The sequence below is a fragment of the Acidovorax sp. LjRoot204 genome (assembly GCF_056175785.1).
In genome coordinates, this window is sequence record NZ_JBGFFF010000145.1 from 1 (window position 1) to 11,169 (window position 11,169).

The 11,169-nt window shown below is 64.5% G+C and carries 12 protein-coding genes; 5 read left to right on the forward strand and 7 right to left on the reverse strand.

Translation table 11 applies throughout. The features are described 5' to 3' along the window. Window positions 1-982 (forward strand): XdhC family protein (locus AC04MI_RS19865; RefSeq protein WP_476498501.1); only part of this gene is annotated, 982 nt, incomplete at its 5' end. A 13-nt stretch (window positions 983-995) separates the two neighbouring features. Here the strand turns inward: AC04MI_RS19865 and AC04MI_RS19870 are convergent. The 5 genes from AC04MI_RS19870 to AC04MI_RS19890 all read right to left on the reverse strand — a co-directional run bounded on the left by AC04MI_RS19870 (window position 996) and on the right by AC04MI_RS19890 (window position 4,711). Further along, window positions 996-1,505 (reverse strand): low molecular weight protein-tyrosine-phosphatase, encoded by a 510-nt coding sequence (locus AC04MI_RS19870; protein ID WP_476498502.1) that lies wholly within the window; start codon window positions 1,503-1,505, stop codon window positions 996-998. A 15-nt stretch (window positions 1,506-1,520) separates the two neighbouring features. Then, window positions 1,521-2,210, reverse strand: a complete 690-nt coding sequence (locus AC04MI_RS19875) for a glutathione S-transferase family protein (RefSeq protein ID WP_476498503.1) — start codon at window positions 2,208-2,210, stop codon at window positions 1,521-1,523. A gap of 73 nt (window positions 2,211-2,283) precedes the next feature. Beyond that, window positions 2,284-3,051: an MHYT domain-containing protein gene (locus tag AC04MI_RS19880; protein WP_476498504.1), complete on the reverse strand. Its 768-nt coding sequence runs from the start codon at window positions 3,049-3,051 to the stop codon at window positions 2,284-2,286. A 254-nt stretch (window positions 3,052-3,305) separates the two neighbouring features. After that, window positions 3,306-4,040, reverse strand: coding sequence for a response regulator (locus AC04MI_RS19885; RefSeq protein WP_476498505.1), 735 nt, complete (start codon window positions 4,038-4,040; stop codon window positions 3,306-3,308). Further along, the gene (locus AC04MI_RS19890) at window positions 4,037-4,711 is read right to left on the reverse strand and encodes an excisionase family DNA-binding protein (protein ID WP_260668169.1); all 675 of its coding nucleotides are present in this window, start codon (window positions 4,709-4,711) and stop codon (window positions 4,037-4,039) included. The genes AC04MI_RS19885 and AC04MI_RS19890 overlap by 4 nt, the downstream gene beginning before the upstream one ends. A 148-nt stretch (window positions 4,712-4,859) precedes the next feature. Here AC04MI_RS19890 and AC04MI_RS19895 point away from each other — a divergent pair, with 148 nt between their 5' ends. The 4 genes from AC04MI_RS19895 (at window position 4,860) to AC04MI_RS19910 (ending at window position 9,429) form a co-directional block, all read left to right on the forward strand. Beyond that, window positions 4,860-5,231, forward strand: a complete 372-nt coding sequence (locus tag AC04MI_RS19895; protein WP_056066973.1) for a response regulator transcription factor — start codon at window positions 4,860-4,862, stop codon at window positions 5,229-5,231. A gap of 80 nt (window positions 5,232-5,311) precedes the next feature. After that, the gene (locus tag AC04MI_RS19900; protein WP_260668210.1) at window positions 5,312-6,007 is read left to right on the forward strand and encodes an HD-GYP domain-containing protein; all 696 of its coding nucleotides are present in this window, start codon (window positions 5,312-5,314) and stop codon (window positions 6,005-6,007) included. 70 nt (window positions 6,008-6,077) lie between these two features. Then, window positions 6,078-6,890: an ABC transporter substrate-binding protein gene (locus AC04MI_RS19905; RefSeq protein ID WP_476498506.1), complete on the forward strand. Its 813-nt coding sequence runs from the start codon at window positions 6,078-6,080 to the stop codon at window positions 6,888-6,890. 1 nt (window position 6,891) lies between these two features. Beyond that, window positions 6,892-9,429, forward strand: a complete 2,538-nt coding sequence (locus AC04MI_RS19910; protein WP_476498507.1) for a PAS domain S-box protein — start codon at window positions 6,892-6,894, stop codon at window positions 9,427-9,429. Between the two features lie 87 nt (window positions 9,430-9,516). Here the strand turns inward: AC04MI_RS19910 and AC04MI_RS19915 are convergent, their stop codons facing one another. Together AC04MI_RS19915 and AC04MI_RS19920 are read right to left on the reverse strand one after the other, a co-directional pair. Next, a complete protein-coding gene (locus tag AC04MI_RS19915) occupies window positions 9,517-9,687 on the reverse strand; it encodes a hypothetical protein (protein ID WP_008902830.1) in 171 nt (56 codons plus the stop codon). A 116-nt stretch (window positions 9,688-9,803) separates the two neighbouring features. After that, the gene (locus AC04MI_RS19920) at window positions 9,804-10,691 is read right to left on the reverse strand and encodes a transglutaminase-like domain-containing protein (protein WP_146869604.1); all 888 of its coding nucleotides are present in this window, start codon (window positions 10,689-10,691) and stop codon (window positions 9,804-9,806) included. Window positions 10,692-11,169: the final 478 nt, after the last annotated feature.

Sequence of the window (11,169 nt, forward strand, 5' to 3'; positions counted from 1 at the left end):
GGGCTCGTCGCCACGGCCGGTGGGCTCGATCATGGCGCTGTGCGAAGACGGCSSGGTGGTGGGTTCGGTGTCGGGCGGSTGCATTGARGACGACCTGATCGACCGCCACACCCGCGCTTATGCCCAGGCGGGCGCTGCGGCAGACGGTGCCGAGCACCGCATCCCCAGCGGGCCGCCATCGTTTGTCAAATACGGCATCAGCGCCGACGAGGCCCACCGCTTTGGCCTGCCCTGTGGCGGCACGCTGGAGCTGCTGCTGGAATACGACCCTGATCCCGCGCTGCTGGCCGATTTGATTGCCCAGCTGGCCGCTGGGCGCCTGGTGCAGCGCACCGTGTGCCTGTCCGATGGCGCCGTGACCCTGGCGCCTGCGCAGGCACCCGAGGATCTGAAGGTGGATGCACAGCAGCTCACCAACACCTTCGGGCCCGAGTACCGCATGTTGCTGATCGGTGCAGGGCAACTCACCGAGTACCTGGCCACCATGGCCTTGTTCAACGGCTTTGCCGTGACGGTGTGCGACCCGCGCGAGGAGTACCGGGGCAGCTGGAGCGTACCGGGTGCCACCGTGGTGAGTGACATGCCCGACGATGTGGTGCTGGCCTTCAAGCCCGACCGCCGCACCTGCGTGGTGGCCCTCACGCACGACCCCAAGCTGGACGACCTGGCGCTGCTGGAGGCGCTGAGCACCGAGGCGTTCTACGTGGGCGGCATCGGCTCGCGCCGCAACAACGAGGCGCGGCGCGCCCGCATGATCGAGCACTTTGACCAGACCGAAGCCAGCCTGCAGCGCCTGCGCGGGCCCATTGGCATCTACATAGGTAGCAAGACACCGCCCGAGATTGCAGTGAGCGTGATGGCCGAAATTTTGGCCGTGAAGAACGGCGTGACCCTGCCGCGCGACATGGAAGTGGCCCAGGCCAAGAACGACCGCGAGCAGGCGCACAACGACCCCGGCGCTCTGGTGTGCGGAGTGCGGTAGCCACGCTGTCAGGTCAGTGCCGGGCTTTGGGTTCCTGCGCCTGCGCCTGCAGTTGCCGCTGCACGTGCCTGAGCAGCCCTTCGCAGGCGTCTTCCACCAGGTCCAGCACCTCCTCAAACCCCTGGCTGCCGCCGTAGTACGGGTCAGGCACCACCGGGCTGTCGAACTGCAGGCAGAACTCCGTCATGCGCCGCAGCTTGTGCGCATGTGCGGGCGGGCATTGGTCCTGCGCCAGGGCCAGGTTGTCCCAGTCCATGGCCAGGATCAGGTCGTAGCGGGCAAAGTCGGCATCAATGATTTGCCGGGCCCGCAGGTCCGAAAGGTCATAACCGCGCTGCGCCGCGTGGCGCTGGGTGCGGGTGTCGGGCGGCTCGCCGGGGTGGTAGTTGTGCGTGCCTGCCGAGTCCACCACCACACTGTGCGCCAGGCCGCTGTGGGTGATTTTGTGGCGGAACACGCCGTGGGCTGTGGGGCTACGGCAGATGTTGCCCATGCACACGAAGAGAATCGCGTAGCGAGACATGGAGGTAGCGTGCGTTCAGGCCTCGATCACCACCGGGCCGCCCTTGGCGATGCCCCGTTGGTAGGCCGGGCGTGCGTGCATGCGTTCCAGGTAGGCCTGCAGGTGCGGGCAGCGGCTTGCGTCGTTGGCGCGTGACATCAGCGCCTCCACCGCAAAGCTCATCTGAAAGTCCGCCATGGTCAGGTGCTCCCCCGCAAACCAGCGGTGGGTGCCCAGGTGCTCTTCAATGAACGCCAGCGCCGTGTCCACGTTGGGGTCGATGAGCTTTTGCTGCACCGTGCCGCACAGGGCGCGCGCAATGGGCTTCACAAAGAACGGCATGGGCTGCGTGGGGATGGTCTTGAACACCAGCTTCATCACCAGCCAGTTCATCAGCGAGCCCTCGGCGTAGTGCATCCAGAAGCGGCACTGGCGGTGCTCGGCGGTGCGGGCTGCTGGCTGCAGGTGGGCCAGGTCGCCACGGGCCTGTTCGCCATAGGTGTCCACCAGGTATTCGATAATGGCGCCCGACTCGGCAATCACTTCCACACCATCGGTGATGACTGGCGACTTGCCCAGGGGGTGAATGGCCTTGAGCGCAGGCGGGGCCAGCTTGGTGGCTTTGTCGCGCGGGTAGATCTTGAGCTCGTAGGGCACGCCCAGCTCTTCCAGCAGCCAGAGAATGCGTTGCGAGCGCGAGGTTTCGAGGTGGTGCAGGGTGATCATGGTCGCCATCTTATTGAAGAGTGGGCCGAATGCACCCTGGTGCAGCCCTTGTTTTGCGCGGGTGCCGTCTGGCTCAGGCCGTACGGCGGCGCTGCTGGCCGATGGAGCGTTGCATCCATTGCACATACAGATCCACCGAAATCAGCACGGCCATGGCAAATGCGCAGGCGGCCACGATGGGGCCGAGGCCCAGCGAGCTGACCAGCCCGACGCCCTGCACGGTGGCAAAGCGGTTGGGGGTGGTGCAGACGAACTCGGCCGCGCCCATGCCGGTGTAGTGCATGGCGCACACGGCGGTGGCCATGAGCAGGGCGGCCCCCACGCGGCCGCCCAGGCGGCGGGTGTTGAAGGCCAGCCACAGGGCAGCCGTGCCTGCTGCCACCGCAATCAGCACCGACAGCGCCACGGTGCGCAGGTCCCAGTGGATGTAGCCGCCAATCTTCATGCCGTACATGCCCAGGTAGTGCATGCCCGCCACACCCAGGCCCAGCAGCAGTCCTGCGCCCAGAATCCGTGTCAGTTCCCGGGGTGCCTTGGACACCACGATGAGTGCAGCCGAGGTGCAGCCCACGGCCGCCAGCAGAGACACCGCGCTTTCAACGATGCCGTAGCTGCTGGCCACATCCAGCCGCAGCGCCACCATGCCCACAAAGTGCATGGACCACACCCCAATGCCGCCCAGCGCCACGCCGGCCGTCAAAGTCGCTGCGCGGTTGAGCGATCCGTCCTTGTGGCGGATGCGGCGTGTGACCATTAGTGCGATCAATGAACCAATGAACGCCAATGCGAACGAGATGGCGACAAGGTGGGGGCGGTATTCGGAAACGACGTTGGGGTCCATGGAGAGCTGCCTGAGACGGGGGTGGAGGAGAGCTTCACACCGCATCTGAGGCGATTGAAACCAATTGTTTCTATATTAGACCAATTGGTTATTTTTTGCTCTGAATGGTTATGTTTCAGAAGTATGAGCCCACCCCGGCTTGTTCATGGGTCTTCACATTCGCCTTCCGGAGAAGGCGATGGGGTGGGTCAATCGCCCGCCATCGGGGCTCTTCGAGGCAAGGGTGTTCAGCCAGCCGCGCTGCTGGGGTTGGATCAGAGCTGCAGCAGAAAAGCGCGCAGCATGCGCCAATGTTCCTGGCATGTCTCTGCGGCAGACTGGGCGGCTGCGTTTTCCAGCTGGCGGGCGCGCACGCTCTGGGTCGGGTGGCCCAGGGTGAGCAGCACGGTGGCCAGGCTGTGAGCCAGGCGCCGCAGCGCCGGCCAGTCTTGCGCTGCGCTGGCCGCGTCACCTTGCCGCACGTCGGCGGGGAACTGCTGCAGGCAACTGGCGCGGTAGGCCTTGAACAGAAACTCGTCGCCCGCAAAGTGGGTGGCAATGGCCTTAGCCTCATCGTCGGCCGCTTCATCGGCAGGCGTGGCTGTTGTGACTGGCGCATTGGCAGGGGTATCCGCCACCAGCGCCAGCGCATCGGTTACACAGGCCTCCAGCTCTGCCACCGATGCAGGTTTGGACAGCATGCGCCACACCTTCATGGCCTGGAGTTGCTCGCGCACTGGCGGCGTCAGGCCCGCGCTGAATACCGCCACCGGAATTCGGCTTTCGTGCACAGGCTCTTGCAGCAGCCGCTGTACCAGGTCAATGCCGGACTCGCCCGGCAGCATGAGGTCCGTGATGATGAGTTCCACGCCCCCCGCATGCAGCGCCTGCATGGCGTCAGGCACGTTGGCGCAGGTCACCAGCTCGATGGGAAGTTCCTCGAGCGCCATCTGCACAAAGCGTGCGATGGAGCTGTCGTCTTCCACGAGCAGGACCTTGGGCCTGCTCATGCGGGTACCTGTGCCTGCGGAATGCACGCGGCCAGAGCGCTGGGTAACTCGGCCACCAGCCGGGGCTTGTGGATCACCTTCACACCCTGCAAGGCAAATGCATACGGCTCGCGCTGTTGCTCGTCGAGCGAGGTGACCACGATGAGGTGGCTGCGCGCAAATTGGGGGTGCGAGCGCAGCGTGGTGATCAGGGTGGCGCCGTCGATGCCTGGCAGCAGGATGTCCACGATCAGCACCTCGGGCTGAATCTGCCCATAGAGCGCAAGGCCGGTGATGCCATCGTTCGCCACCTGCAGCTGCACTCCTGGCAGGTGCTGCTGCACGATGAGGCCCACGAGGTTCTGGAAATGGATGGAGTCCTCGATCAGCAGGATTTGTGGTGCACGCCCTTTGGCTGGTCCCACCGGTGCGGCCAGGGGCGCGCGGGCGGCGACTGGAGCGCCGACGGCGGGTGCCTGGGCAGCGCCACCGGCGCCATGGGCGGTCATCCAGCGTTCCACCGATGCACGCGAGATGCGGCGGTGCCCGCCAGGGGTCTTCCAGGCCTCAAGTTCGTTGCGGTCCACCATCAGCTGGACCGACCGCACGGCCATGCCCAGCATCTTGGCGACTTCCAGCGTGGTGTAGTGGTCGGCCATGGCGTGCTCCGCGAGGGAATTGTCAGATTGCATAGATCGCACATTTTCTCCTAATTTTAATTTTTACTCGACTTGCATTTGATAAAAATGATTGATATGATTCAATCAATGGCAAGAAATCACGTTAAAACGTGTTTTTTTGTATTCCAAGCCTATTCCCGGCCCCACAAAGGCTACCGCCATGAAAAAGATCCTGATCGTCGAAGACCACATCGATATCCGCAAACTGCTCAAGATGACGCTGGAGTTTGATGACTTTGAGATCCACGAAGCCGCTACGGGTGATGCGGGCTGGCTGCTGGCCAGTGAGTTGCAGCCGGACATCGTGCTGCTGGATGTGATGATGCCGGGCACCCTTAACGGCCTGGATGTTTGCCGCCGCATCAAGTCCGACCCGGACATGCGCCACACCAAGGTGATCATGCTGACGGCCCGGGTGCAGTCGGACGACAGGGCGGCAGGCTTCGCGGCGGGAGCCGACGATTACCTGATGAAGCCCTTCAGCACTCTGCAGGTTCTGGAAACCATCTACCGCATGGAGGCAGCGCTGTGACCTCCGTGCCTCGACCCGAGCACGAACTGCTGGCGCAGCCCATCGATGCACGTTGCTTTGATGAGGCTGCTGCAGCTCAGATGGAGAGTTTTGTGCGCGACTTCGGGCGCATGTATCGAGAGCGGAATGAAGCCCTGCGCGAGGTCACCCGCGCGCACCACGCCGCACTGTTGCACCTGTCGGCTGCGGCCGACCTCAAGGACGATGACACCGGCGTACACATCGTGCGCATTGGATACCTGGCCGAGGCCCTGGCCCTGGCTCTGGGGCAGACGGTGGGCTACGCACGCATGCTGCGCAAGGCCGCGCCCATGCACGATATCGGCAAGATCGGCACCCCCGACAGCGTGCTCAAGAAGCCCGGCAAGCTCACCCCAGAAGAGCGCCAGACCATGAACTGCCACGCCGCGATGGGTGCCGAGATCCTGGGGCGTTCGCACATTCCAGTGTTTCGCATGGCGGCCGAGGTGGCGCTCACGCACCACGAGCGCTATGACGGCCAAGGCTACCCGGCGGGCCTGTCGGGCGAGGCGATTCCTTTGTCGGGCCGCATCACCGCCGTGGTGGATTTTTTTGACGCGCTGACCATGGATCGGGTGTACCGCCCCGCCTTCGCGGTCCCGGTGGCGCTGGAGATGCTGGCGGCCGAGCGCGGCCGTGCTTTCGACCCGGTGATCGTGGACACGTTTTTGGCGCATGCTGAAGCCATGGATGCGCTACGTTGCAAGATCACGCAGGAATGTCCCTCTTTTGATGCACTGATCGACGCGCCCTGATCCCCTTTTTCTGACCGCTCAGCGGCAGGCCACTGCGGGCACGGTGGTGTTATTGATCCAAGGATTCTCAATGATGATGACAATGATGCAGTGGCTGAAACCGTGGGCGTTGACCGTCACCCGCGTGGCTCTGGCCGTGTGTGCGACCAGCGCGCTGGCGGGGCCTGTGGCCGAGCGGGTCCAGAGCCAGTCGGTGTTGCGTGTGTGTGTCTGGCCGGACTACTACGGCGTGACCTACAGGCACCCGCGTACACAGCAACTCGGGGGTATCGACATCGACCTGTCTGCCGAGCTGGCGCGCGACCTCAAGGCCAGGGTCGAATATGTGGACTCTTCTTTTCCGACCCTCATTGACGACCTGAACCAGGAACGTTGCGATGTGGCCATGTTTGCCATCGGCATGCTGCCCCAGCGGATGGAAAAGCTGGCTTTTACCCAGCCCTACATGCGCAGCGACATTTACGGCATCACCACTAAATCCAATACGGTCATCAAGCAGTGGGCCGACATTGACAAGCCGGGTGTGTTGGTGGGGGTGCAGGCAGGCACGTTCATGGAACCCATCATGGCCCAGCGCCTCAAGCAGGCCACGCTGGTGCGCATCCAGCTGCCCACCACCCGCGAGCGCGAACTGACTGCCGGGCGCATTGACGTGTTCATGACCGACTATCCCTACAGCCGGCGCATGATGGACAACGCCGACTGGGCCCGGCTCATCGAGTCTCCCGAACCATTTTCGGTGCTGCCCTATGGCTATGCAGTCAAGCGCGGCGATGCCGCCTGGCTGGCTACGGTGGATGCCTTTGTGGCGCGCATCAAGGCCGACGGCCGCCTGCAGCGCGCGGCCTCTCAAAATGGCCTGAACGCCATCGTGGTGCGCTGATATGGCCGACCTCCAGGCGCTCCCTTCGGTCTGGACCAGGCTGCGCACGTGGGTGTCGCAGACCAGCCATCTGGTCCTCATCACCGGAGGGCTGTCGGCATTGGCGGCACTGGTGGCCGTCGGCGCGTTGGCCGTGAACGACTTTCGCACGGTGCGTACCAGCCACCAGAACCATGCCGCCATGCTGGCTCGGGTGCTGGAGGATCAGGCCACGCGCACCATGCAGACGGCCGAACTGGCGCTGGAGTCGCTGGCCACGTCTCCAGCCCTCACGACGGTGGCCTCGGAACCCCGGCGTATGCAGGACGCCCTGGGCCAGGCGCTGGCGRCGCTTTCATTTCTTCGGGGGTTGGCCGTGGTGGACGCTGGTGGGCGAGTGGTCGCCAGCACCCAGCCCGGCGATGCCGAGAGTTTTGTGGACCTGGCCAAGCTCGGCCCTCTGGTGGCCGTGGGGCGGACGGTTCAGGGCGGCCTCACACCGGGCCGTAGCCTGCAAAGTGTGCGGCTGGGAGGCGCAGCGGCGGCGGCTCCTGCGGGTGTCGCTTTTATTCCTGTGATGCACGGCTACAAGAACGAAGCAGGGCAGGCGCTGGTGCTGGTGGCTTTGGTCAATCCCGACTCGCTGTCCAACTTTCAGCACCTGACGCTGGAGTCCGAGGTTTTTGACTCGGTGGTGACCTCGTACAGCGGCCAGGTGTTGGCCACTTCGGGGGCCGCAGCTGCTCTGGCAGGTACGCGGGTGAACAACATCCCCGTCTTCAGCCAGTTCCTGCCCCGGCAGGAGCACGCCACCTACCTGGGTGTGGGTGTGCTGGGCGAGCGGCAGATCGTCAGTTTTCGGGCCTCTGCCGCCATGCCGCTGGTGGTGGTGGTCGAGACCTCGTACCGAACAGCCGTGCAGAGCTGGCTGGCGGATGCCCGCGCGCTGATCGGTATTGGCCTGGCCCTGGTGGCCCTGGTGCTGGGCCTGACCTTTGCCGTGTGGCGTGGCCTGCGCACCCGTGAGCGGGCGCGGCTGGCTATTGACGCTGCACAGGCCCGCATTGCCCGCAACGAGCGGGATCTGTCGGTGCTGATGCGCAGCGTGCAAGAGCTGATTTTCCGCACCGATGCGCAGGGCGTGATCACCTATGTGAATGCCCATTGGACTGTGATGACGGGCACGGCGCCTGACCGTGCCATTGGCAAACGTCTGCACGACCTGGTCGAGCCACAAAGCCGCAATGATGTGGCGCGGGCCATCGACCCCCGGTCGCCGGATGGAGTGCGGGTATGCCAGGTGGTGTCCCGCTCTGCCGAGGGCAAGGAGATGATGTTCCAGGTGGCAGTGGTGCCTCTGGTGGCTGCCGGGCGTGTGATTGGTTTTGCGGGCAGCGCGGTGGACGAAACCAAGCGCTGGATGGCCCAACAACAGCTACAGGCCCAAATTGCGTTTCAGGATCTGCTGCTGGAGACCAATCCGCTGCCCATCTCTGTGACTGACGCCCAGAACCGCTTTGTGCGCGTGAACAAGGCCTGGGAGGAATACAAAGGCCGTACTCGCACCGCCGTGTTGGGCAAGGCCTTTGACGAGTGCCTGCCGCCAGACGAGGCAAACGTACATAAGTCGGCCAACAAGCAGCTGCTGCGCTGGGGGGGGCGAGCCCTGGTCGAGACCCAGGTGCGCCATGGCGACGGATCGCGCCGCGACACGCGCCTGGCCAAGGCGGCCATTGCCGATGAGCACGGCCAAGTCACCGGTGTGCTCACCATCCTGATGGATGTGAGCGAGTTCCGTGAGGCCGAGCGCGCCACCCGGGAGGCGCGTGACGCGGCCGAGGAGGCATCCCGCACCAAGTCGGAGTTTGTGGCCAACATGAGCCACGAGCTGCGCACGCCGCTGCAGTCCATTCTGGGCTTTGCCGAACTGGGCATGCTGCGTGGTCGCGCGCAGCCCAAGCTGGCGGGCATGTTTGAAGACATCCATTCCGCTGGCCAGCGCATGCTCACGCTGGTGAACGACCTGCTGGAAGTGTCCAAGCTGGAAAGCACAGTGGGAACGTTCCACATGGAGCGCATCGACCTGCGCGGCGTAGTGCGTCCGGTGATCCGCGAGCTGGAGCCTTTGCTGGAACGCAGCCACCTGATGATGGATTTTCGAATGCCTGACCTTCCGCTGGTGGCCAAGGCCGACCCGTTGCGGTTTCAGCAGGTGATCCGCAACGTGGTGGCCAACGCCATCAAGTTTTCGCCGCCTGGCAGCACGATCACCCTGGAGGGCTACGCGGACCCGCAGGGCCAGACGCATCTGGTCGTGCGGGATGAGGGCCCGGGCATCCCTCCTTCAGAGCTGCAGAGCATTTTTGAGGCCTTTGTGCAGTCCAGTAAGACCAAGGATGGATCTGGGGGCACGGGCCTGGGCCTTGCCATCTGCCGCAAGATCGTCGAGGCCATGGGCGGGCGGATCTTTGCCGAGAACGTTCCGGCCAGCGGTGCAGCGTTTCACATCATCCTGCCCGCCAGAGGCCACGTGGAAACCATGCCGGCCCCGTTGCAATAAACGGCTGTATCGCCCAAAAAAAAGCCCTCAGACGAGGGCTTTTTTTGTGGGTGCTGGCGGGGCGCCGCAGCGCCCCCGGAGGGCTGATCAGCCGCCCTTGCGCGAGCGCTTGCCAGGGTTCTTCTTGCTGCGCGTGGCGACACCACGCTCCAGGCTCACACGCTGACCACGGCCAGGGGTGTTCAGCGTCACGCCGGGCATTGGCTTGGGTTGGGGGGTGCGCTTGCGGTCTGCTTCGGTGACGATCTTGTTGCCCATGGTAGGTCTCTGAGAAAGTGGAGAAAGGGGCATATTAGGCCACAGCCGCAATCAGGGATGGCCAACAGACCTTTCTGCCGCCCCCGCCAGAGGCGCCAGACGGAAGGTCAAGCTCCCTATTGCGCGACGAAACGCGCCCCGTACGAGGTCCCCTGGTCGGTGGACAGCGCCTCGGCGCAGTGGTGCGGCAGCACCCACCCCTGGGCAGGGTCCTCCACCGCGCGGGTGTGGATGGTGGGGGGCTGTGCCCGCACTCCGCCAAAGATGGTGGCAAACGCCACGTCGGCGGCATCTCGGCCGGTGCCAAACCGCAGCAGCCCCATGGGGATGGCCGTGCCCGAAGGGTCGAACAGATACCAGCGGTCGCCCAGATACACCTCCACGTAGGCATGAAAGTCCGGCGGGCCCAGCGCTGGGTCGGCACCGTAGTCGGTGCCAGTGGTGAAGCGGGCCGGAATGTTCACGGCGCGGCACAGTGCAATCATCAGGTGGGCGAAATCCCGGCACACCCCGACCTGTTCCACCAGCGTGTCGACGGCCGAAGTGTTGGAGTTGGAGGTGTTGGACGTGAACGCCACATGCCGATTCACCCAGTCACGGATAGCCTGCACGCGGCTGTGGCCCTGCCACAAGGCGCCGAACTCGTTCAGTGCCAGCCGCAGCAGGCGGTCAGACTGGCAATATCGGCTGGGGTAGATGTAGCCCATCACATGCGGCGGCAAGTGCCGCACAGGCACCTCGGCCAGTTGGGTGGGGTCGGCACGGTGGTGGCGGATGTCCACCGTAGCGCTGTAGGTCAGCTCCAGCATGCCGGGCTCGCCATGCAGCCGGAGATAGCGGTTACCCGTCGCAGGGTCTGTGTGGATCTGGTGGGGAATGTCCTGGCTGAGCACCAGGCGCTCGTTGTGGACTATCTGGTGGGGTGTTTGTGCGGCGTGGATGTTGAACACGAAATCGGCGCCGTAGCTGTCGATCTCGTAGCGCAGGTCAATCTGCAGGTCCATGCGAACACCACGCTGGCTGCCTGGTATTGCCTGCGCCAAGGGCGCGCCGGTATTCGCGGGCCATCGCGCTGGCTCGTTGGACGCGGTGGTAAGGCGGGGGGCGCTGGAGAGGAAGGCCATAGCAGCTCTCAGCGATGGGGCCTGCAGGCTGCGGGTTCACCCAGTGTGTGGGACGGTGTCATCGGCGGCTCCTGGGTGTGCGCCGCGCCGGGGTATCTGGCAGGGCTGGGAATCTTCAGGATACGCCCCAGGGCATCGCCAGCGTGTAGTCCGATGGCCCGTGCACCACGGTGCACGGGAGCGCGATCTGCCGCCAGCATCAGCAGGCGCTGGTCAGGTTGATCCGGTGACCGAGAGTTTCGCCAGCACCTGCACGTCGCCACCTCGGGGGGCTCGCAAGATCAGCGCATCGCCCGAGCTGGTGCTGTCGCGTGCCAGATCGGACTGCACAAACATGTGGCTGAACCACACCTCAAAC